Here is a 20,637-nt window from a genome sequence, read left to right as displayed (position 1 = left end):
TACCTTTAGGTCAAGCGGCAACGCGCTGTTTTGCCTTAGAGGTCGCAGGTTTGGCTATGCGGTGACGGGAGTTTTCATGTGCCATATGCAGATAGTTGGATGGCTCTTTAGCCATCTCACGCCAGCGCACCAGGTTGACCCACGGTTTGTCGGTGGGTCGCAGTTTCGGCATCTGCGGGATGCGGCCATCAGCAATCATCGCCTGAGCGGTACGCACCGGCAGATCGATATTGAAGTCATCGCGCAGCATGTTGAGGAAGGCTTCCAGCGGAATAGCTGGCAGTTGGGAGAGCGCAAGGCTCTGCTTGATGGCTGCCAGCTCGCGCAGCACGACTTCCAGCGGTTCGCCAGTCTGGTGATAAGTGTCACCTATCGGTTTTACGGCAGCCCCTTTGGGCTGTTTTTTCATGCCTTGTTGCGTCATACTGCGTCCTTATGCGTCCATTTCTTCACTATTCGAGCATTGAAACCCCTGAGTTGCGATCTTTAGGTTTCAATGGGACTTGAGGGTGAAGATATACCATTGCGCAACACGGCGCAACCGGTAGATCTCAAAACAACCTGAGGCTTTCAAAAAATGGAGATTCTTAACGGCACTGCATTTGATATGAAGGGGTTTGCGAAGCGAATGGAAGCTCTGATAGGCAGAGAGAGCTATAAGTCGTTTGGGCGGCGTGTTGGCGTGAGTGACGCCGTGCTTCGTAAGTACGTAACTGGCGAGACGATGCCGTCAGTTGGCTTGGTATCTCAAATCTGTGGCCATGAGCCTCGATTGTTCTTGTGGCTTTGCCTTGGACTTGGTGAACAACCTGAGCAGATTTCCGTGCTGCCAGAAGTCCCGTCTTATGTGAGAGTCGGCCCTGCTGATGACACAGTGGTTGCCGAGGAATCCACCTCTACTTACAACAGCAAGATGCAGGACTACACGCTGGTCGATTGCTATCAGGTGTTTGCCTCTGCCGGTTTCGGGGCGACGGTTTCCGAAGAGTTGAAAACCGACCCGATGGCCTTCCGCACCGAATGGCTCAAGAAAGAGGGTCTATCCCCCGAACGGCTGGCCGTGATCCGCGCCAAGGGCGACAGCATGGAGCCCACCATCAGCAACAACGACATCATCCTGGTGAACCTGTGCAACGGTGACGCGCTGCGCGATGGACTCTATGTGCTGCGCATCGGTGACAGCCTGCTGGTCAAGCGGCTGCAATTCGATGTGCTCGGCGGCATCAAGGTGATTTCCGACAATCCCGGCTATGAAACCCAAGTGGTCACCAAAGAGCAGCGTGCCGATGTGCATATCGTTGGCCGTGTGGCATGGGCAGGTAAAAAATTCTAATCATCAGGGGCCAAAAGCCCCTTTTTCACAATAAAAAATCAAGAGGGATAAAAAAATGGCCTTGGTGAAGTGCAAGGAATGCAAGAAAGAAGTAAGCAACTCTGCAAAAGTATGTCCACACTGCGGCATTAAAAACCCTGCTGTTACTGCAAAGGATTACATCCTTGGAGTCATAGGGTTAATCGTCATTGTATTCGTAATAAAATCATGTACTGGTGGCGATGAAAAACCAACAGAGTCAAAAGCCGCATCTAGCAAAGTAGAAGAGGTTAAGCCAAGAGAAATAGGCGAGGCAAAGCCTTATACAATTATATCTGGCGATATGAAGTCAAAAGCCAGAAAGGAAACATTCTTCGTGGCAGCGCCAACAGCCGAAACAAAAGGAGATAGGGCGGCCACAGCTCGTAAGGCTGCGAGCGATATATTTGATAAAACAGGCATCCCTGTTGTCAACGTATTTGTCGAGCATGACAAGTTGTTTGCAGGCAAGGGCAGCAATTTAGCTAAGGCCACCTATTTTTCTGATGCATGTAACTTCTCAGGGAAAGACTGCAATGGAATTGTCTGGGATTTATCCGCATCCAATGTAACTGTCACCGAAAAAGAATGGGGCGTTTACCGTGATTGGGTTAAAAATCGTAGCCGTTATTTAAATAAGAATGGCGACTTGAATGAGGAAAAACTCAAGGCATTCCTTGCCAAGAAATATGGCGTTAAGCCAGATGATATTCACCTACCCAACCCAAGCCTTGATTACGTTGCTGTATACCCGTATGAATCAAAGCAGGACAAGCAGGCCGAGATTGATAAGGTGTCAGCCAAGAAAGCTGTCATTGAAGCAAGAATTAAAAAACTCGAATCACAGTTTAGTGCTTGGGATGGATCGCATCGCACCCTTGAGCGGGCGATAAAGAAAAGTATGAATGACCCCGACAGCTATGAGCATGTTGAGACCACCTATCGGGATCTCGGTGATTCGCTCATCGTTTCCACTACCTTCCGTGGCAAAAATGGATTTGGTGGCGTGGTAAAAAATACCGTTGTGGCGCAGGTCGATCTCGACGGCAACATTCTGAGCATCATTTCTGAATGACAGTCCGCAAACTCGATGACGGCAAGCCGCGCCCCTGGCTTGCCGAAGTCTATCCCCAAGGCCGAGACGGCCCCCGCAAGCGCAAGCGGTTCGCCACCAAAGGTGAGGCGCAGGTGTGGGAGAAGTGGCTACTCGAAGAGAGCAACAGCAATCCCTGGCTGACGGCCAACAAGGTGACCGAAGATAAGCGCCGGTTATCCGACATCATCGAGCAATGGCACCGCCTGCACGGCCAGACGCTGGTCGCTGGGGAGCAGGTCAGGCGCAAGCTCGACCTGATGGCCGGTGCGATGGGTGACCCCTACGCCGTAGATTTCAACAAGAGCCATTTTGCCGCCTACCGCGAGGGGCGGCTCACTGGGGCCATCATCTTTCCTGGGCGATGCAGAGACAGGGCGGCAGGGCCAAAGACGGTCAACGATGAGCAGCGGCTGCTCAATGCGGTGTTCGGCGAGCTGATCCGGTTGGGAGAGTGGGTCAACCCCCACCCGCTGACCGGGCTGCGCAAGGTGAAGACACAAGAGAATGAAATGTCTTTCCTGACGGCGGCCGAGATCGACCTGCTGCTGGCCAGCTGTGCAAAGTCCCGCGTTTCGGCCTTGACCACAGTGGTCAAGCTCTGTCTGGCCACCGGCGCCCGCTGGTCTGAGGTGCAGGGGTTGACCCGATCCCAGGTGAGTAAATATCGGCTGACCTTCACCCAGACCAAGAGCAAGCGCAATCGCTCGGTCCCTATCTCGCCAGAACTCTATGAACTCATCCCCAAGCGGGGCCTCTATGAGGGCAAGCTGTTCCCCCCATGCTATGACGCATTCGAATACGCCGCCGAAAATTCAGGGGTAAAACTGCCCGAAGGGCAACTTTCTCACGTATTACGGCATACGTTTGCGAGCCATTTCATGATGAACGGTGGTAATATCCTTGTCCTACAGCGCATCCTCGGTCACAGCAGCATCACGATGACCATGAGATACGCACACTTTGCCCCCGATCACCTTGATGACGCGGTCAGATTAAACCCTCTGGCCAGCCCTCACTCATAGGTAGAAAATGGCGGCAAAGTGGCGGCAGAATTACGTAAGCATTGCATAACACGGCGTACCGTTGCGCCATAACCCTTTGTTTTAACTACAAGCTGTTGAGTTCATTACTATGCCTAAAAAATTCTATGTGTCGTGGGACAACCTGCAACGTGAAGCTCGCCGTCTGGCCCGTCGTCAGCTGCCTGTCAGCCAGTGGAAAGGTATCATCGCGGTCAGCCGTGGTGGTCTGGTGCCCGCAGCCCTGATGGCCCGTGAACTTGGCATTCGTAATGTGGAAACCCTCTGCATCTCCAGCTATGACCACGACAGCCAGCGCGAGTTGGTAGTCGTTAAAGCTGCCACCACCGCCGGTGACGGCGAAGGCTGGCTGGTGGTGGAAGATCTGGTAGACACCGGCACTACCGCCAAGGCGATCCGCGAGCTCTACCCGAAAGCCAAGTTCATCGCGATCTTCGCCAAGCCGATGGGCGAAGCGCTGCTGGACGATTTCGAAGTGGCAATCCCGCAGGATACCTGGATTGAACAGCCGTGGGATATGGCGCTGGAGTTCGCCACACCGATCTGCGACGAAAAGTAACGGGATCGGGATGTGACGTTCAGAGCGTCAATTGGCCGCACGCGGCAAGAATGGTTTCACAGGGCTCCTTGATGGAGCCCCTGTTTTTTTTGTGTATCAATCTGTTGCAGGGTGGCTGATGGGCAGTAAAAGTGGTTAAGATGAGCTATTGCCTGATATGAATGGGACACAATCTTGGACTTGAACGACGACCTCAATCTGACCGAAAAGCTGTTTACCCGGGTCAAGAAGGTGCTGGAAACTTCCGAGATCTCCAACTCCAGCCCGGCGGACATTGCCGAAGCAGAGTCAGACGAGATGTTTATCGACGGCTCCATGTCAAAGAGCTGGTATCGCCTGCTGCGCCGCCCCTCCTGGGCCTGGCAGGGGGCCGACCCGGTCGAGGTTGAGCAGACTCTGGCCCGCATCGCCATGGCGACCGGTGAACGCACCCATTACTGCTATCTCGATACCATCAAGGGCTATGTGCCTGGCAACTGGATCTATGAGTGGAGCCAGGTGGCTGGTAACTACTTCAAGCTTGGGCGCGAACTGCGTGAGCAGGGGGATGCAGCTGGCGCCTTGAAACAGCTGCTCAAGGCGGTGCGCTACTATTCCATCGCCAGCTACCCCCATCTCAAGGATGATGAACTGGCGGATCAGGCCCAGCTGCTTGGCAATATGGCCTATCGCGAGGCGGGCCGGTTGTTCAAGGTGCCGCTCAAAGAGATCCAGGTGCCCTTTCGCGGCAAGCATATTCAGGGTTATCTCCACCTGCCGACCACCGACAAACCGGTGCCTCTGGTGATCATCAGCGGGGGGATCGACTCTCTGCAGCTCGATTTCCTCAACTTCTATCTCAAGCGACTCGAGCCCAACGGCATCGGTATGCTCTCCCTCGACATGCCGGGCATCGGCTATGCCGAGCATTGGCCATTGGTACAGGATACCAGCCGCCTTCATCAGGCTGTGCTGCACTATCTCTCCGAAGTGGCCTGGGTCGATCATCAGCGTATCGCTATGGTCGGTATGCGATTGGCAGGCAATGTGGCGGCACGTCTGGCCTTTATCGAGCCATTCAAGCTCAAAACCGTGGTCTGTGTCGGGGCCGGGGTCAATCAGGTGTTTACCAATCAGGAGTTGTTTGCCAAGTGCCCGCGCATGATGCGGGACAGCCTGGCCAACCGGTTGGGCGCTGATGCGGCTCATTGGGATACCATGCGTACCAAGTGTCAGGTATTTTCACTGAAAACGCAGGGATTACTGGGGACTCGCACCTCTGTGCCGATATTGAGTATTGGACACAAACGAGATTTCATCTGTCCCGAGCAGGATGTACGGGCATTGGCGGCGGCCAGTCGTAACGGCAAGGCCATCGTCTTCGACAAGCAGCCCTTGCTTGAGGTGTATGACAAGGCGCTGGACGAAATCGTCGAGTGGCTGAAACAGCATCTATGTATCTGATGCGCTGAAGGACTGACGCCATCCCGAGGTGGCGCGGCTTGTTTAACAGGGAGGTTAACATGTCTGAAAGAGTGACCTACAAGCGACTGCTGAGACAGTTTGCTGCCATTGGCCCCTATTTGCGTGAGGATCTCTGTGAAGAGGGGCGTTACCGTTTCGACAGTCTTTCCGTTTGTGTCAGTGCCAAACCGGCGCCAGACAAGCGGGAGTTCTGGGGTTGGTGGCTGGTGCTGGAGCAGGAGGATCATCTGTTCCGCTACCATTACCAGTTCGGATTGTACAATGCCGATGGCGAGTGGCTCGACAAGCCGATCCCCAAGAAGCACCAGGTCGAGGTGGAACGGACCCTCAACCGTTTCTACAAATTGATCAGTGACAAACTGGCCTCGCTCGAGTGTCAGCTAGTGCCTGCCGAACAGGTGACCAACGAGTTGAGTGTAACGGCTGCCTGAGCCTCTGATGCCCTGCGAGAGGTTGTGACGAGCTCGCAGGGAGACTCTTGCCCCATCCTTTCATCACCCTTTATGGAATTGCCTTGCAGGGCCCCATGGCCGTGGGTATAAAGATATTCCTTATTTTTTAGCCTTTATGCTCCCATGGAAAACAGAACCATAGTCGTCAAGTTGGGCACCAGCGTGCTCACAGGGGGGTCTTCCCAGCTCAATCGTGCCCATATGGTCGAGCTGGTCAGACAGTGTGCGGCCTTGCACCGTCACGGCCACAGGGTCGTGGTCGTCACATCAGGGGCTATCGCCGCCGGGCGTGAACATCTGGGTCACCCGCCACTGGCGCCAACCCTGCCCAACAAGCAGATGCTGGCGGCGGTTGGTCAGACCCAGCTTATTCGGGTATGGCAGGATCTGTTCAACCTCTACGGTCTGCATATCGGCCAGATGCTGCTGACCCGCGCCGATCTGGAAGATCGGGAGCGCTACCTCAACGCCCGCGACACCATGCGCACCTTGCTCGATCACCGCATTATTCCGGTCATCAACGAAAACGATGCGGTGGCGACCGCCGAGATCAAGGTCGGCGACAACGACAACCTCTCCGCACGGGCCGCCATTCTAGCGGATGCGGATCTGCTGATCCTGCTGACAGACCAGAAGGGGCTCTTTACCGCCGATCCGCGCACCAATCCCGATGCCCAGCTTATTGAAGAGGTGCAGACCATCGACGATACCTTGCGATCGCTGGCGGGTGACAGTGTCAGCGGCCTTGGCACCGGCGGCATGGCTACCAAGCTGCAGGCCGCCGATGTGGCCCGTCGAGCTGGTGTCAACGTGGTGATCGCGACCGGCCAGATGCCGGAGGTGATTGGCCGTCTTGCCAAGGGTGAGCGGATTGGCACCCTGTTTCCCGCGCTGGCGTCCCCGCTGGAAGGACGCAAGAGCTGGATCCTGGCAGGCCCACCTCCTCACGGCGAAGTGCATGTGGATCCGGGCGCAGTGGCCGCCATGAAGGAGAAAGGCTCCAGCTTGCTGCCCAAGGGGATTGTGGCAGTCAAGGGCGATTTCATTCGGGGCGATGTGGTGCGTATTCTTGATCCCAAAGGCGCCGAGTTGGCGCGCGGTATCTGCCGTTACGACCATCTGGAGCTGGATAAACTGCGCGGCGTCCACTCGGATCAGATTGAGCAGGTACTGGGCTATGGATATGGTTCAGTAGCCATCCATCGAGACGATATGGTGCTGCTCTAATCAGGGCGGCACAGCATGAACAAAGGGAAATGAGATGAGTCTGGAGAAAATGGGGCAGGCGGCCCGAGAAGCCGCCTATCAGCTGGCTACCATCAGCACGGCGCAGAAGAATCGGGCACTGGCCGCCATCGCCGACGAGCTGGAGGCGCGCAGTGAGCAGGTCCTCGCCGCCAACGCGAAAGATATCGCCGCCGGCCGTGAGGCGGGCTTGTCAGAGGCGATGCTGGATCGCCTGCTGCTCAATCCGGCCCGGCTAGCCGGTATCGTGGCAGATGTGCGCAAGGTGATCACGCTGGACGATCCGGTCGGCGCCGAAATGGATAGCCGGGTGCTGGAAAATGGCCTGCGTCTCTCCCGTCGTCGGGTGCCCATCGGGGTTATCGGCGTCATCTACGAGGCGCGCCCCAACGTCACCATCGACATCGCCAGCCTCTGCCTCAAGACCGGTAACGCCAGCATACTGCGCGGCGGGCGCGAGACCTTCCACTCCAATCTGGAACTGGTGCGGGTGATCCAGCATGCCTTGGCGGCCTCCGGTCTGCCCGAGGCGGCTGTGCAGTACATCGACAACCCGGATCGGGCGCTGGTCGGCGAGCTGCTGCGCCTCGACCGCTATGTAGACATGATCATCCCCCGCGGTGGCGCCGGCCTGCACAAGATGTGCAAGGAGAACAGCTCCATCCCGGTCATCATCGGCGGGTTCGGTATCAGCCATATTTTCGTCGACGAGAGTGCAGATCTGGTGCGCTCTCTGGCGGTCATCGACAACGCCAAGGTGCAGCGCCCCTCCGCCTGCAACGCCCTCGATACCCTGCTGGTACACGAGAAGGTGGCAGCCACCTTCCTGCCGCAACTGGTGACGCTGATGAACGAGCGCAAGGTGACGCTGGTGGCCGCGGCCAACGCCATGACGCTGCTGGCGGGTGCCGACAACCTGTGCGAGGCGGGGCCGGAGGATTTCGATACCGAGTGGCTGGGGCTGACCCTGGGGGTCAAGCTGGTGGCGGATGTGAACGAGGCGCTGGCCCATATGCGCGAGCACAACGCCGGCCACTCCGATGCCATCCTGACCAACGATCTGGCCAACGCCGAGCGTTTCGTCAACGGGGCCGGTTCGGCGGCTGTCTACGTCAACGCCTCGACCCGTTTCACCGATGGTGGCCAGTTTGGGCTGGGGGCCGAGGTGGCGGTCTCGACCCAGATGCTGCACGCTCGTGGCCCCATGGGGCTGACCGAGCTCACCAGCTACAAGTGGGTGGGGCAGGCCGATTACCTTAGCCGCGCCTGATAACAGTCTGTTTCACATACAAAAATGCCGACCACTTGGGTCGGCATTTTATTTGGCGGATATCGGGAAGATATCAGGCGTTCGGGTTACTCCCCCTGATAGAGCACCTTGTCACCGGATTTGAGCACATAGCCCTTCCAGGGGAAGAGGGTGTAGCCGCTACCCTGCCACGACCAGTTGCCTTCCATGCCCTGACGGGCAAGCTGGTGCTGCTCGCCAGTGGGCAGGGTGAGCTCGGCCTTGCTCTGATCGGTGTTGAACAGCACGAACGCACTGCTGGTCTGGCTGGCATCGGTCGGATTGAGCCGGATGCCCTGCTCGAACAGGCGCACGCATTTGCCGGTCAGCGCTGACCACTGATAGCCCGCACTGCCGATGCAGCCGTGGCTGTCGCGATCGCTGCCAACCAGATGTTGTTCCGGTGTACTGCATGCCGCCAGCAGCAAAGAGGCGGCCATCAGAGTCAAGGTTCGCATGGTTACTCCTGATCCTCTTCGAGATTGTCCCGTTCGATGACGATGTTGGAGAACCCCAGCTCCTTGAAGTAGTTCTCCCGGTAATCCTTCACGCTCTTCTTGTCGCGCCGGCACACCTGAGCCAGCTGAGCCTCCATGGCGTGGAAGCTGGAGAGATCCAGCCCTTCGGCTGCGGCGATGGCGTCGTAGATGCTGCGGAACTTGTCGTTGGCATAGCCGAGCTCTTTGGCCTGTTTTTTATAGGTGTACGTAATCTTAAAGGCCATCTTGCCCTTCCTTCTTCGATTTGGCTTGCTTGCGCTGGACGTAGAGGTAGAGGCTTTCGACCTTCTCCCGAGCCCAGGGGGTCTTGCGCAAGAACTTCAGGCTGGATTTGACGCTGGGCTCATGGGTGAAGCAGCGGATATTGATCTGCTGCCCCAGCTCTTCCCAGCCGTAGTGTTCGACCAGCGCGGTGACGATGGCTTCCAGCGTCAGCCCATGCAGCGGGTTGTTCTTCTGCGAGGCGTTCGGTTGCTCGCTCATGCCTGCTCCGCCAGCTTGGCAAAGGGCTGACCCATGCGGGTGGTGACCCCGTTGGCCAGATGGGGCTCGAAACCGGCCAGCATGCCCGGGCCAAAGAGGCAGACGACGGTACTGCCCAGTTTGAACAGCCCCATCTCGGCACCTTTTTGCAGGGTAATGGCCTCGTCGCCGGTGTAGTCCCAGCGCACCACCTTCTTCTCTTTGGTCGGCGCAATGTTGCCGGCCCAGATGGTCTCGATGCTGGCCACGATAGTGGCACCGACCAGCACCAGCGCCATGGGGCCGTGCGGGGTGCGGAAGGTGGCGACCACCCGCTCGTTGCGGGCAAACAGATTCGGCACGTTCTCGGCGGTGAGCGGGTTGACGGAGAAGAGATCCCCCGGCACGAACACCATGCTCTCCAGTACGCCGTCCAGCGGCATGTGGATGCGGTGATAATCCTTGGGCGCCAGGTAGATGGTGGCGAAGTCGCCATCCTTGAACGGTGCCACCAGATCCTCATAACCGCCCAGCAGCTCGCGGGCGCTGTAGTCGTGGCCCTTGGCCTGAATGATGCGACCCTGCTGGATGGGGCCGAGCTGGCTGACGGTACCATCCACCGGCAGCGCCAGAGTCATGGCATCTTCTACCACGGGGCGGATACCGGGCTTGAGCTCGCGGGTGAAGAACTCGTTGAAGCTCTTGTAGTGGGCCGGGCTCTCGTGCAGCGCCTCGCTCATGTCGACCTTGTACTGCTTGATAAAAGCCTCGATCACTTTGGTGGTGATGTTGCCCGCTTCGGCAGCGGCAAATTTGCCGATCAGACGGGAGAGGGCGTGCTTGGGCAGACAGTATTGACCGGCAATTTTCAGGTTGTCAGTAATGCTCATGTTCATCATCAACGTAGGTTTATTAGGGTCACAGGCGCGCCTGTTGGCGACCGTGACGGGCTTCCTGCATGGTTTCCAGGATGCGGTGATAGTTGTGGAAGCGATCAGCGCTGATGGCGCCCGCGTCGACCGCGGCGCGCAGGGCACAGCCGGGATCGTCCTTGTGGGTACAGTCGCGGAACTTGCAGCCACCCAGATAGTCGCGGAATTCGACGAAGCACCAGGTGATGCGGTCGGCCTCCAGATGCCAGAGGGCGAACTCGCGGATCCCGGGGGAGTCGATGAGATCGCCACCGCTCGGGAAGTGGTAGAGCCGCGCCGTGGTGGTGGTGTGCTGGCCGAGCCCCGAGTTCTCGGAGATCTCGCCGGTGAGCACATCCAGCCCCGGCATCAGGGCATTGGTGAGGGACGACTTGCCGACCCCGGACTGGCCGACGAAGATGCTGATCTTGTCGGTCAGTGCGGCTTTCAGCTCATCGAGCCCTTCGCCGCTCTCGCAGCTCACCAGCAGCACTTCGTAATTGAGTTTGCGATAGGTTTCGAGCTGGCTCTCGATGCGCGCTCTGGCGGCATCATCGAGCATGTCGACCTTGTTCAGCACGATGAGGGGGCGGATCTCCACATCCTCGGCGGCCACCAGATAGCGGTCGACGATGTTGGTGGAGAACTCGGGCATCACCGCCGAGACGATGATGATCTGGTCGATGTTGGCGGCGATGGGTTTGACCCCGTCGTAGAAGTCCGGCCGGGTCAGTACCGAGTGGCGCGGATGCACCGCCTCGATGACGCCCGCTGTCGCGGCATTGAGGCCGGGACGCCACACCACCTTGTCGCCACAGACCAGACTGCTGATGCTGCTGCGCCGCAGGTTGCTGCGGTGGATGGTGCCATCGCTCGCTTCCACGTCCGCGTGTTGACCGAAACGGCTGATCACCACCCCTTCGATGGCCGGGCCAAACAGGGTGTCATCCACCTCTGTGGTGTGCTCTTTTTGCAGCCGACGCTCGCGGTTGGCCTGGACGCGTCTTTGTTGACCCAGATTGAGTTTTGCTTTCTTTGCCACTCGATTCGCCAGTTTATGAACAGATCCAAAGCCAGTATGATACATGCAAATTGGCAAAATTCCGCCATTCCTCCCAACAGAGAGAGTAATCATGACAGTCAGCGCGCAGAACCTGGTATGGATCGACATGGAGATGACGGGTCTCGACCCCGAAGAGAACGTGGTACTGGAGATTGCCACCATCGTCACCGACAAGGACCTGAACGTGCTGGCCGAAGGGCCGGTCATCGCCATTCACCAGAGCGACGAAGAGCTGGCCAAGATGGACGAGTGGAACGTCAACACCCATACCAACAGTGGTCTGGTGGCCCGGGTCAAGGCGAGCCAGCATGACGAGGCGAAAGCCGTTGCCGAGACCCTCGCGTTCATTCGCCAGTGGGTGCCGGAGCGCACCAGCCCGCTGTGCGGCAACAGCATCGGTCAGGATCGCCGCTTCATGGTCAAGCACATGGCTGATCTGGAAGCCTTCTTCCACTACCGCAACGTCGACGTCAGCACCATCAAGGAGCTGGTACGCCGCTGGCAGCCGGAGTTGCTGGATCAGTTCAAGAAGAGCGGCACCCACCAGGCGCTGGACGACATCCGCGAATCCATCGCCGAGCTGCAGTTCTATCGCAGCCACGTCTTCAAGATCTGATTCCCCGGCAAGGGTTTGTCATGCGCTGGCTGCTAAAATCGACAGTTCGGCCAGCTTTTGAGCGAACGCGCGCAACCAGACAAAAAAGCCCTTGCAATTGGAATGACTGCTCTTATAATTCGGCTCCCGTACAGTAGCGCAAGCAACCAAATGCTGTACGGCCTGTTTTAAGGTAGTTGCGGGAATAGCTCAGTTGGTAGAGCACGACCTTGCCAAGGTCGGGGTCGCGAGTTCGAGTCTCGTTTCCCGCTCCAATCTCTCTTCGAAGTCTTCATAATCCCTCTGAATTGCCCCTCACATCGCGCTGCGATGCTTTGTCGTATCTGGCGTTTACTAGGTGCGTCTCTACCACCTCCTGCTAACAGGAAGGGGATGTGGGCTCATGGTGCGGATTGTACGAGGCAAGCGGTTGTAACAGGTGGTAGGAGGCGAGAATTGCGGGCAAAAAAGAGGAGGGGCCTTGGCTCCTCCTGCATGATTCACTGGCGCGGGCTTAAACCAGAGTAACGTTCTCAGCCTGAGGGCCTTTTTTGCCCTGGGTCACAGTGAACTGGACTTTTTGACCTTCAGCCAGGGTTTTGAAACCGGTGCTCTGGATGGAGGAGAAGTGAACGAATACGTCCGGACCCTGGGATTGTTCAATAAAGCCAAAACCCTTGGTTTCGTTGAACCATTTTACCTGGCCGGTGCGAATGTCAGACATGTGCTAAATCCTATCAATAACAAAATGAAACTAAGCCCGTGCTGGGCTGCATTTGCCTTGCAAGCAGGGGTTGGCTCATGACTGACCACGTCTCTTTGTCCCAGTAGCACGCAGAACAATCCCTGTCTAAAGCACAAACGATTGTACGTTAGCGCCGATCCTTGTCAATTTGACCCCTTTCGTTTTTTGAACAAGCTAAAAATATTGTGAAGTCAGTAGCTTATTTGTAGAGATTTGACTGAAAAAAACGGGAGGCCAGCGCCTCCCGTTTTTGTTATTCCTTGAGGGCGAACCCTTCGCCCTGCCGGTCGTAGCGGTAAACCGCCTGACCGTAGGAGCGGATCTCCACCCGCTGGATGCGGCGGGTGTCGTCCACCAGGATGAAGATAGAGCGGCCCGATTGCAGGCGGGTCAGGGGGCGATCCGGCCCCTCGATGGCGATCAGGCGGCTCAGCTCGGCACCCGGCAACTCGAATTTGCGCCAGATGGAGTAGAGGGTCTCACCCGCCTGCACATCGTGTTGCAGCCAGGTACCGTTGACCTTCTCTTCGACCGGCTTGGCTGCCGCGGGGGCACTACCTGCCGCGCCATTACCGACAGTTAGAGCTTGAGCAGGCACGGCCAGCGGCACTTCCAGCGAGCCGGAAGGGGCGGCTTTGGGGGCGGATGGTGCCGGCTCCCAGGCCAGCACCAGCAACCAGAGCGGGATCAGGATCAGCAGACCTATGGTGTTTTTACGCGGCAGCGGGCTGGACAGCTTGAATTTGCCTGCTTTGGCATCCTGGCGACGTTGGCCGAGGTTGCTCATCCCTTGGCCAAAACGTTGGCGCAGGGACAGGGTCGCGGCATTGATGCGATGGAGCAGGGAGCCTTGTGATTCGTCTTGGCGACGCTGCTGGGCTCGTCTGTTATGGCCTCGTGGGCGACGGTCCGGGGTGGGCACGGCATTTACCTCTCACTACATTGCCTGCCATCAGGCAAATTCGTCGCCTATGGTAAACGGACTCGCCCCCGAGGGGGAGAGTCCTGAGGCGGAAAATTATCAGCTGAGACGAAATTGACCCAGTAATTGCTGCAATTTGTCGGCCGCCTGACGCAATGCCTGACTGGCTTTGGCCGTTTCGGTCGCATCCTGAGCAATGTCGTTGGCCAGTGCGTTGGTTTTTGACAGGTTGCCGGAGACGGTTTCTGAGACCGAGCTCTGCTCTTCGGCGGCGGAGGCGATCTGATAGGTCATGTCGTTGATGGTGGAGATGGCCTGGTAGATGCTGCCGAGCGCCTCTTCCGCCAGATCCGCCTCGCCCACCGCTTGATGGGTCAGCTGCTGGCTCTGGTTGATGGCGTTGACTGCATTGGTGGAGCTGAGGCGGATCTTCTCGATCAACTCCTGGGTGTTCTGTACCGCCTGCTGGGTATTGCCCGCCAGTTTGCGCACCTCGTCGGCGACTACCGCAAAGCCGCGGCCCTGTTCGCCAGCCCGGGCAGCCTCGATGGCGGCGTTGAGGGCCAGCAGGTTGGTCTGGTCGGCAATTCCCTGAATGACGGTGAGGATGCTGGTGATCTGGGCGCTGTCGTGAGCCAGCCCTTCCACCACTTCGGCCCCTTTACCGGCTTCTGCCGCGACCTTGTGCATCGACTGGATCACCTGCTGGAAGCGCTCCTTGCCCTGATCGGCAGCGCTTTGCGCCTGTTTAGCCGAGTCGGCGGTATTGTTGGCGTGGGTGGCGACCTCCTGACTGACGTAGGACATCTCCTGTACCGCGGTCAGCATCTGCTCCATCTCGGCCTGATGATGCTGCAGATTGTTGTCGGTCTGACCGGCAATGCGATCGGTGTCACCGGCGTAGCGGTTCACCTCGCTGGCAGTCTTGAGCACATCCCCGAGCAACCCTTGCAGCTTGTCGATAAAGCGGTTGATCCCCTTGGCGAGATCCCCCAGCTCATCCACCGAGCGGGTCGTGAGGCGTTTGGTGAGATCCCCTTCACCATCGGCGATGTCATCCACCAGGCTGACCATCTGACGGATGGGGCCTGTGATGCTGCGTGCAATCACCAGCATGGTGGCCAGCGCCAGTACCAGTACGATAAAGGCACCGACCAGCTGCTGGGTCACCGCGGCCCGGTTCATCTCATTGAGCTGGCTCTCCAGCTGATCGGCCCCCGCCAGTACCACCTTGTAGGGCAGGGTGACGATGATGGCCCAGTTGCGGCTCATTCCCGGCACCATGATGGGGACGGAAATACGGAATGACTCGTCCAGCTCCTGACGCTGAACTTCCGGTTTCAGGTACTGCTGCCACTGGTTGCCCAGCACCTTACTTGCGCTGCTGCCGAGCAGGCTGGCATCACCGCTGGTGCCTGTGATGACACCGGCGGCGCTGACGATCAGGGTTTCCCCCTTGCCGTCATAGATGTTGCTGTTGAGGGACTGTGCCTGACGGCTGATGGAGTCCACCGCCAGATCCAGCGCGGCGATCCCCTTGAACTGACCATCCACCATGATGGGGGTGGTGATAGTGCTCACCAGCACCTGCTGACCGTTGATATCCACCTTGAAGGGATCGATCAGACAAGACCGTCCTTCCCGTTTCGGGCAGGCGTAGTAGTCGTTGGCGGGATTGCCGAATTCGTCCGGGTCGGTTTTTTCGATGGAGAGCAGCAGATCGGTGCCGATTTGATCCTTGTCGCGATAGAAATAGGGGACAAAGCGCCCCTTGCTGTCGCTACCGAGCGCGGTCTGACCGGCAAAGCTGGCATCCTGACCGTCGAAACCGTTGGGCTCGAAGCCGGCAAAGGCGCCATAGAGCTGGGGCTCCAACGCCAATTGTGCCTTGAGCAGGTCGGTGGCCTGCTGGCGATCCAGCGGTAGTTTGCCCTGTTGTTGCAGGGCGAGGGCGCTGGCCATCTGCTGGGTGTAGGAGAGCCCTTTTTGCAGCAGCTGGGTGATGGTGGCCGCCTCGGCGCGGGCATTGGCGCTGACCTTCTGCCATGCCTCCTGCTGCAGCGCTTCACGGCTGGAGCTGATGGTCAGTTGTTGGGTCTGTTGGCCGGAGTATTGGTTGAGCAGGATCAGGATGACCAGGGCTGCGGTCATGGCGATCCCGGCCATCACTAGAATGCGATTCTGGATAGAACGGAACTGCATCGTCTCTTCCTTGTTCGTGAGAAGTGTGGTGAGCGTTATTTGGGTATCGACCGGAGGAGGCAGCTCTCCAGCATTGTGCATAGCAAATCGGAAACGGGGCTTCTGTTTTGCGATCCTCTTCAAATATCGGGCTACAGATGCAAATGGCGACAGATTTAACCCCCTACTTTAGCCCGCAATGGCGTCATGGTTTTCCCATCCGTGATTGTCGGTGCTAAAATGCGACGGTTTTTTTAACGAATTGGCCCAAGGCCCTCTACACAAGGCTTAAAGATGAAAGTCAAAACCCGTTTTGCTCCCAGCCCGACCGGCTTTTTGCATGTCGGCGGTGCCCGTACCGCACTCTATTCCTGGTTGTTTGCAAAGAACCAGGGCGGTGAGTTCGTGCTGCGTATTGAGGATACCGATCTGGAACGTTCCACTCAGGAGGCAATCGACGCCATCATTGAGGGCATGGAATGGCTGGAGCTGAACTGGGATGAGGGCCCCTACTACCAGACCAAGCGCTTCGATCGCTACAACGCTCTGATCGACGAGATGCTGGCCGATGGCCGCGCCTACAAGTGCTACTGCTCCAAAGAGCGTCTGGAAGCGCTGCGCGAAGGCCAGATGGCCAACGGCGAGAAGCCACGTTACGACGGCAAGTGCCGCGACCACGCCCACGATCACCCGGCCGATGCGCCGCACGTGATTCGCTTCCGCAACCCGACCGAAGGTTCCGTGGTGTTCGATGACCACGTCCGTGGCCGCATCGAGTTCGCCAACACCGAGCTGGACGATCTGATTATCCGCCGTACCGACGGCGCGCCGACCTACAACTTCTGCGTAGTGGTCGATGACTGGGATATGGAGATCACCCACGTGGTGCGTGGTGAAGACCACATCAACAATACCCCGCGCCAGATCAACATCTACAAGGCGCTGAACGCGCCGGTACCTGAGTTTGCCCACGTATCCATGATCCTGGGTGACGACGGTGCCAAGCTCTCCAAGCGCCACGGTGCAGTCTCCGTGATGCAGTACCGCGACGACGGCTACCTGCCGGAAGCGCTGCTGAACTATCTGGTGCGTCTGGGCTGGTCCCACGGCGATCAGGAGATCTTCAGCCTGGAAGAGATGATCAAGCTGTTCAGCCTGGATGCCATCTCCAAGTCTGCCTCCGCCTTCAACACCGACAAGCTGTTGTGGCTGAACAACCACTACATGCGCAGCCTGGATCCGGCCTATGTTGCCAAGCATCTGGCATGGCACATGGAAAACCAGAAGATCGACACCAGCAATGGCCCGGCGCTGGCCGACGTGGTCACCCTGCTGGCCGAGCGCTGCAACACCCTGGTCGAGATGGCCGCCCAGAGCCGCTACCTGTTCGAAGAGTGCGAGGCCATCGACGAAGCCGCTGCCAAGAAGCACCTGCGCGGCGTGGCTGCCGAGCCGCTGGCTCTGGCCAAAACCAAGCTGGCTGCACTGGATAGCTGGACTACCGAAGCGCTGCACGAGCTGATTGAAGCCACTGCCGCCGAGCTGGGTCAGGGCATGGGCAAGGTTGGTATGCCGCTGCGTGTGGCCGTCACCGGTCTGGGTCAATCCCCTGCCATCGACGCCGTAATGGCATTGGTGGGCAAGGAGCGCGTACTGGCGCGTATCGACCGCGCACTGGCTTACATCGAAGCCCGTATGGCTGCCGAGTAAGTTGTGCAAGAGTGGGCAAGGCGATAGCCGAGCCTGCCCTTTGTCCGATAGAAAAAATCCGAAACCACTGGTTTCGGATTTTTTTATGGCCGGGAGCGGCGGCAGGGCACAACGCGGTCATGCCCGACCAGGGCGAGCAGTCAGGCGAGCTTGAAGGAGTGGATCTGGCTGTCGAGCTCCTTGCTGTGCTGTTCGACCAGCTCGGAGGCCTCTTGCAGCTCGCGCAGCACCACGACGGAGCCTTCGGCAATCTGCTTGACCTGTTCCAGATTGCCGCGCATCTCTTCGGCGACCGAGCTCTGCTGCTCGGAGGCGGCGGCGATGTGGCGGTTCATGTCGGCGACACCCTGTACCCGCTGCACTATGGTGGCGAGCTGGGTACCGGCCTGGGTCACCTGTTCCACCCCCTTGTCGGCCTGCTGTACGCTTTGGGCCATCAGTTCGCCAGCCTGATGGGCATTGCCCTGCAGCTGTTCGATCATCTTCTGGATCTCGACGGTGGCGGCCTGAGCCCGGTTGGCCAGCTCGCGCACTTCGGAGGCCACCACGGCAAAGCCACGACCCGCTTCACCGGCGCGAGCCGCTTCGATGGCGGCGTTCAGTGCCAGCAGGTTGGTCTGCTCCGAGATGCCGCGAATGGTGTCGACCACAGAGCCAATGCGCTCGACCCCCTGCTCCACCTCGTTGACCACGGTGGCGGAGCGCTGGATGTTGCCGGAGAGGGTGTCGATGGTGCTGACGGTATCGGCGACGCAGCGGCTTCCCTCTTCCGCCAGCTGGCTGGTTTCGGCGGTGGCGTGAGAGGCCTGATCCGCATGGGCAGCCACTTCGCGAATGGCGCCGACCATCTGGCTCATGGCGCTCGCCAGCTGTTCGATCTGGGTGAACTCTTCGTTGATCGCTTCGTTGGTCTCCTCCATGCAGAGGGTGACCTGAGAGGCGATGTCGTTGAGCTCCTTGCAGGCGGCGCGCTGGTTGTTAAACACTGCTTTGAGGTTCTCCTGCGAGTGGGAGACCGCCTTGGCGATGTCACCGAATTCATCCCGAGATTTGAGCAACACCTTGTGACTGAGATCCCGCTTGGCGAAGCGCTCCAGCAGATCCACCAGATAGTGCACCTGCTTGACCATCAGGCGGGAACCGGTCATCAGCAGGATCACGAACAGCAGACCCATGATGGTGGTCTCCATCAGGCCGCTCCAGAGCAGGCGGTCGGCAATGGCGTTGGCTTTGTCCGGATCAAGCCCCTCGCTGAGCAGGGTGGTCTCCAGATTGTTGGTATCAAACCAGAGTTTGGTCAGTAGCAAAATGGTACTCACCACCATCAGCAACACCACTTTCGGCACCAGCCGAATGTTGCTCATCCGCTTCTCCAGCAGGTTCAACTGCATCGTATAATCTCCTTTGAATATCGCTTTTCCTTTGCCCTCAAGGCTATCGGCATTATCTTCTCTTTTATTAATTCGCACTGTGCTTAAAGTTGGAAAATGTATGCGACATCACTTAACTCATCTACGGGCGATGGATCTGCTGATGGCATTTCTGTCGATTGTCTCGGTTCTGCTGGTGACGGCCCGCTGGTGGGGCCACGAAACCCTGACTCCCCAGACCCTGCAGCTCTTCTATGACCTGGACAGTCTGATCTGCTACTTCTTCCTCGCGCATTTTGCTTATGGCTGGATCCGTGCTCCAGACCGCAAAGCCTACTTCAAGGCAAACTGGTTCTATCTGCCGGGTAGTCTGCCGATGGTGGAGCAGCTGCGTTGGGCCCGACTGCTCCAGTTGTGGCGGGTCTATCAACTGTTCAAGGAGCACCCGGATCTCTGGGCCATGTTCCGTCGCGAGCGCAACGAGACCACCCTCTCCGGCATCCTCTTCCTCTTCGTCCTGCTGCTGGGATTGGGCTCCGGCGTCATGTACTGGATTGAGTCGGGCCAGCCCGGCAGCCAGATTGAGACCCCCTATGACGCCTTCTGGTGGACGCTGGTGACCCTGTCGACCGTGGGCTATGGCGATCTGGTACCCAAGACCGAGGAGGGGCGTTTTGTCGCCAGCCTGCTGATCCTGTTCGGGGTCGGTCTGTTTGGTGCCATAAGCGGTTTTATGGCCAGCATCTTTTTGCAGCCTGCCAAGGAGAGCGAGACCGACAAGTGGCGTCATCACTACAATAACCAGCAAGAGGAGTTGCTGCGAGAGATCCGCGCCCTGCGCAGCGAGGTGCGCGAGCTCAAGAAGAAGTAAGGTTGTCGCACGGGAGCGCAAGTTGCGAGCCAGCTCCCAGCTATCGGTTGTGGCAGAGCGGGGGAGGTGCTTTTTCTTTGCTTGTCCTTTAGCCTGCTGGCGGCTTAACATTCAACCTCTTGTCCACACCAGAAAAAGAGAACCGATCGACCATGCGCGCCCTTCTCGGGATTTTGATCTGCTTGTGTGCCCAACAGGCACTGGCCGATACCCGTTATGTTTCAGACAACATCTTTACCTATATCCACAATGGTCCGGGTACCCAGTACCGGATCCTCGGTAGCGTCAAGGCTGGTGAACCGCTGGAGGTGAAGGCGGTGAACGGCGAGGCCGGATTCACCCAGGTGGTGGACGGGCGTGGCCGCGAAGGGTGGATAAAAAGCAGCGAACTACAGAGTGAGCCCAGCTTGCGTGAGCGGCTCCCTCAGGTTGAAAAGGAGCGGGATGAGCTCAAGGCCCGCCTGCAAAATCTCAACGGTGACAACGAGAAACGCTTTACCGAAAAGGATGGCCAGATCGCTGCCCAGAGCAAGGAGATCGCCGCTCTCAAGGCCCAGTTGGTCAGTCAGGGTGAGGAGATGAGCAATCTCAAAGAGCAGAATGATGCCCTGACCCAGAGCTACGACAACCAGGAGCACGACATGCAGATGGACTGGTTTATCCGTGGTGGTGCCATGGTGGGGGCCGGTATCCTGCTTGGTATCCTGCTGCCCATGCTGCCCCGTCGTCGCAGTCGTGGCGATCGCTGGATGAACTGACAGCCTCTGGCTGAATGAATTGCTGAGAAGGGTCGCCGTGGCGACCCTTCTTTT

Annotated in this window: 22 protein-coding genes and 1 tRNA gene; 13 read left to right on the top strand and 10 right to left on the bottom strand. The window is 58.1% G+C overall.

What is annotated here, in order from left to right; all coding sequences use genetic code 11:
* Window positions 1-10 precede the first annotated feature (10 nt).
* Entirely contained in the window at window positions 11-424 is a 414-nt protein-coding gene (locus G5193_RS10790; protein WP_421205972.1) for a hypothetical protein, read from the bottom strand.
* A 399-nt stretch (window positions 425-823) separates the two neighbouring features.
* On the opposite strand from G5193_RS10790, the gene G5193_RS10785 reads away from it, so the two are divergent.
* From G5193_RS10785 to G5193_RS10750, 8 genes are all read left to right on the top strand, one after another.
* Window positions 824-1,333: a S24 family peptidase gene (locus G5193_RS10785; RefSeq protein WP_421205971.1), complete on the top strand. Its 510-nt coding sequence runs from the start codon at window positions 824-826 to the stop codon at window positions 1,331-1,333.
* A gap of 55 nt (window positions 1,334-1,388) precedes the next feature.
* On the top strand, window positions 1,389-2,426 hold the full coding sequence (locus G5193_RS10780; RefSeq protein ID WP_421205970.1) for a hypothetical protein: 1,038 nt from the start codon (window positions 1,389-1,391) through the stop codon (window positions 2,424-2,426).
* Window positions 2,423-3,469 carry a phage integrase gene (locus G5193_RS10775; protein WP_421205969.1) on the top strand — a complete coding sequence of 349 codons (1,047 nt, stop codon included), beginning with the start codon at window positions 2,423-2,425 and terminating at the stop codon, window positions 3,467-3,469. The genes G5193_RS10780 and G5193_RS10775 overlap by 4 nt, the downstream gene beginning before the upstream one ends.
* A gap of 109 nt (window positions 3,470-3,578) precedes the next feature.
* A complete protein-coding gene (gpt, locus tag G5193_RS10770; RefSeq protein ID WP_005339007.1) occupies window positions 3,579-4,046 on the top strand; it encodes a xanthine phosphoribosyltransferase in 468 nt (155 codons plus the stop codon).
* 174 nt (window positions 4,047-4,220) lie between these two features.
* Window positions 4,221-5,489: an esterase FrsA gene (frsA, locus tag G5193_RS10765; RefSeq protein ID WP_421205968.1), complete on the top strand. Its 1,269-nt coding sequence runs from the start codon at window positions 4,221-4,223 to the stop codon at window positions 5,487-5,489.
* A gap of 59 nt (window positions 5,490-5,548) precedes the next feature.
* On the top strand, window positions 5,549-5,941 hold the full coding sequence (crl, locus tag G5193_RS10760; RefSeq protein WP_216952944.1) for a sigma factor-binding protein Crl: 393 nt from the start codon (window positions 5,549-5,551) through the stop codon (window positions 5,939-5,941).
* Window positions 5,942-6,085: 144 nt separating this feature from the next.
* Window positions 6,086-7,189 carry a glutamate 5-kinase gene (proB, locus tag G5193_RS10755; RefSeq protein WP_279497509.1) on the top strand — a complete coding sequence of 368 codons (1,104 nt, stop codon included), beginning with the start codon at window positions 6,086-6,088 and terminating at the stop codon, window positions 7,187-7,189.
* Between the two features lie 34 nt (window positions 7,190-7,223).
* On the top strand, window positions 7,224-8,477 hold the full coding sequence (locus G5193_RS10750; protein ID WP_421205967.1) for a glutamate-5-semialdehyde dehydrogenase: 1,254 nt from the start codon (window positions 7,224-7,226) through the stop codon (window positions 8,475-8,477).
* Between the two features lie 86 nt (window positions 8,478-8,563).
* Here G5193_RS10750 and G5193_RS10745 read toward each other — a convergent pair whose 3' ends face one another.
* Genes G5193_RS10745 through rsgA form a run of 5 tightly spaced genes read right to left on the bottom strand, consistent with a single transcriptional unit; the run spans window position 8,564 to window position 11,410 of the window.
* Window positions 8,564-8,953, bottom strand: a complete 390-nt coding sequence (locus tag G5193_RS10745; RefSeq protein WP_041210445.1) for a hypothetical protein — start codon at window positions 8,951-8,953, stop codon at window positions 8,564-8,566.
* Between the two features lie 2 nt (window positions 8,954-8,955).
* Entirely contained in the window at window positions 8,956-9,219 is a 264-nt protein-coding gene (locus G5193_RS10740; RefSeq protein ID WP_421205966.1) for a DUF2960 domain-containing protein, read from the bottom strand.
* Window positions 9,209-9,478 carry a VF530 family DNA-binding protein gene (locus tag G5193_RS10735; RefSeq protein ID WP_164537628.1) on the bottom strand — a complete coding sequence of 90 codons (270 nt, stop codon included), beginning with the start codon at window positions 9,476-9,478 and terminating at the stop codon, window positions 9,209-9,211. Before G5193_RS10735 ends, G5193_RS10740 begins: the two co-directional genes overlap by 11 nt.
* Complete coding sequence (asd, locus tag G5193_RS10730; RefSeq protein WP_064341070.1) at window positions 9,475-10,347, bottom strand: archaetidylserine decarboxylase; 873 nt, start codon at window positions 10,345-10,347, stop codon at window positions 9,475-9,477. Before asd ends, G5193_RS10735 begins: the two co-directional genes overlap by 4 nt.
* A 28-nt stretch (window positions 10,348-10,375) precedes the next feature.
* Entirely contained in the window at window positions 10,376-11,410 is a 1,035-nt protein-coding gene (gene rsgA, locus G5193_RS10725) for a small ribosomal subunit biogenesis GTPase RsgA (RefSeq protein WP_204356927.1), read from the bottom strand.
* Window positions 11,411-11,501: 91 nt separating this feature from the next.
* On the opposite strand from rsgA, the gene orn reads away from it, so the two are divergent.
* Both orn and G5193_RS10715 read left to right on the top strand, forming a co-directional pair.
* The gene (gene orn, locus G5193_RS10720; protein ID WP_216980192.1) at window positions 11,502-12,047 is read left to right on the top strand and encodes an oligoribonuclease; all 546 of its coding nucleotides are present in this window, start codon (window positions 11,502-11,504) and stop codon (window positions 12,045-12,047) included.
* A 178-nt stretch (window positions 12,048-12,225) separates the two neighbouring features.
* Window positions 12,226-12,301 (top strand) — tRNA-Gly (locus G5193_RS10715).
* A gap of 239 nt (window positions 12,302-12,540) precedes the next feature.
* Here the strand turns inward: G5193_RS10715 and G5193_RS10710 are convergent.
* The 3 genes from G5193_RS10710 to G5193_RS10700 all read right to left on the bottom strand — a co-directional run bounded on the left by G5193_RS10710 (window position 12,541) and on the right by G5193_RS10700 (window position 15,895).
* Entirely contained in the window at window positions 12,541-12,750 is a 210-nt protein-coding gene (locus G5193_RS10710) for a cold-shock protein (RefSeq protein WP_005338972.1), read from the bottom strand.
* 274 nt (window positions 12,751-13,024) lie between these two features.
* Complete coding sequence (locus tag G5193_RS10705) at window positions 13,025-13,693, bottom strand: LysM-like peptidoglycan-binding domain-containing protein (protein WP_103250429.1); 669 nt, start codon at window positions 13,691-13,693, stop codon at window positions 13,025-13,027.
* A 99-nt stretch (window positions 13,694-13,792) separates the two neighbouring features.
* On the bottom strand, window positions 13,793-15,895 hold the full coding sequence (locus G5193_RS10700) for a methyl-accepting chemotaxis protein (protein WP_421205965.1): 2,103 nt from the start codon (window positions 15,893-15,895) through the stop codon (window positions 13,793-13,795).
* 273 nt (window positions 15,896-16,168) lie between these two features.
* Here G5193_RS10700 and gltX point away from each other — a divergent pair, with 273 nt between their 5' ends.
* A complete protein-coding gene (gene gltX / locus G5193_RS10695; RefSeq protein WP_421205964.1) occupies window positions 16,169-17,584 on the top strand; it encodes a glutamate--tRNA ligase in 1,416 nt (471 codons plus the stop codon).
* Window positions 17,585-17,724: 140 nt separating this feature from the next.
* Here gltX and G5193_RS10690 read toward each other — a convergent pair whose 3' ends face one another.
* The gene (locus tag G5193_RS10690; protein WP_421203753.1) at window positions 17,725-18,975 is read right to left on the bottom strand and encodes a methyl-accepting chemotaxis protein; all 1,251 of its coding nucleotides are present in this window, start codon (window positions 18,973-18,975) and stop codon (window positions 17,725-17,727) included.
* A gap of 100 nt (window positions 18,976-19,075) precedes the next feature.
* On the opposite strand from G5193_RS10690, the gene G5193_RS10685 reads away from it, so the two are divergent.
* Both G5193_RS10685 and G5193_RS10680 read left to right on the top strand, forming a co-directional pair.
* Window positions 19,076-19,825: a potassium channel family protein gene (locus G5193_RS10685; protein ID WP_421203755.1), complete on the top strand. Its 750-nt coding sequence runs from the start codon at window positions 19,076-19,078 to the stop codon at window positions 19,823-19,825.
* A gap of 152 nt (window positions 19,826-19,977) precedes the next feature.
* A complete protein-coding gene (locus G5193_RS10680; protein ID WP_216952951.1) occupies window positions 19,978-20,583 on the top strand; it encodes a TIGR04211 family SH3 domain-containing protein in 606 nt (201 codons plus the stop codon).
* Window positions 20,584-20,637 lie beyond the last annotated feature (54 nt).

Origin of the sequence: Aeromonas sp. 601027, from assembly GCF_049174455.1 — a bacterium.
In the GTDB taxonomy this organism is placed as follows: Bacteria; Pseudomonadota; Gammaproteobacteria; order Enterobacterales; family Aeromonadaceae; genus Aeromonas; species Aeromonas veronii_A.
Note: the sequence above shows the minus strand (reverse complement) of the source record. Positions and strands in the feature narration are given on the sequence as shown.

What these genes read in the sequence shown, in the direction of transcription:
- G5193_RS10790 (WP_421205972.1), bottom strand. Translation starts at nt 424, where the DNA reads ATGACGCAACAAGGCATGAAAAAACAGCCCAAAGGGGCTGCCGTAAAA.
- G5193_RS10780 (WP_421205970.1), top strand. Translation starts at nt 1,389, where the DNA reads ATGGCCTTGGTGAAGTGCAAGGAATGCAAGAAAGAAGTAAGCAACTCT.
- G5193_RS10775 (WP_421205969.1), top strand. Translation starts at nt 2,423, where the DNA reads ATGACAGTCCGCAAACTCGATGACGGCAAGCCGCGCCCCTGGCTTGCC.
- gpt (WP_005339007.1), top strand. Translation starts at nt 3,579, where the DNA reads ATGCCTAAAAAATTCTATGTGTCGTGGGACAACCTGCAACGTGAAGCT.
- crl (WP_216952944.1), top strand. Translation starts at nt 5,549, where the DNA reads ATGTCTGAAAGAGTGACCTACAAGCGACTGCTGAGACAGTTTGCTGCC.
- proB (WP_279497509.1), top strand. Translation starts at nt 6,086, where the DNA reads ATGGAAAACAGAACCATAGTCGTCAAGTTGGGCACCAGCGTGCTCACA.
- G5193_RS10750 (WP_421205967.1), top strand. Translation starts at nt 7,224, where the DNA reads ATGAGTCTGGAGAAAATGGGGCAGGCGGCCCGAGAAGCCGCCTATCAG.
- G5193_RS10745 (WP_041210445.1), bottom strand. Translation starts at nt 8,953, where the DNA reads ATGCGAACCTTGACTCTGATGGCCGCCTCTTTGCTGCTGGCGGCATGC.
- G5193_RS10740 (WP_421205966.1), bottom strand. Translation starts at nt 9,219, where the DNA reads ATGGCCTTTAAGATTACGTACACCTATAAAAAACAGGCCAAAGAGCTC.
- G5193_RS10735 (WP_164537628.1), bottom strand. Translation starts at nt 9,478, where the DNA reads ATGAGCGAGCAACCGAACGCCTCGCAGAAGAACAACCCGCTGCATGGG.
- asd (WP_064341070.1), bottom strand. Translation starts at nt 10,347, where the DNA reads ATGAGCATTACTGACAACCTGAAAATTGCCGGTCAATACTGTCTGCCC.
- orn (WP_216980192.1), top strand. Translation starts at nt 11,502, where the DNA reads ATGACAGTCAGCGCGCAGAACCTGGTATGGATCGACATGGAGATGACG.
- G5193_RS10710 (WP_005338972.1), bottom strand. Translation starts at nt 12,750, where the DNA reads ATGTCTGACATTCGCACCGGCCAGGTAAAATGGTTCAACGAAACCAAG.
- G5193_RS10700 (WP_421205965.1), bottom strand. Translation starts at nt 15,895, where the DNA reads ATGCAGTTCCGTTCTATCCAGAATCGCATTCTAGTGATGGCCGGGATC.
- gltX (WP_421205964.1), top strand. Translation starts at nt 16,169, where the DNA reads ATGAAAGTCAAAACCCGTTTTGCTCCCAGCCCGACCGGCTTTTTGCAT.
- G5193_RS10690 (WP_421203753.1), bottom strand. Translation starts at nt 18,975, where the DNA reads ATGCAGTTGAACCTGCTGGAGAAGCGGATGAGCAACATTCGGCTGGTG.
- G5193_RS10685 (WP_421203755.1), top strand. Translation starts at nt 19,076, where the DNA reads ATGCGACATCACTTAACTCATCTACGGGCGATGGATCTGCTGATGGCA.
- G5193_RS10680 (WP_216952951.1), top strand. Translation starts at nt 19,978, where the DNA reads ATGCGCGCCCTTCTCGGGATTTTGATCTGCTTGTGTGCCCAACAGGCA.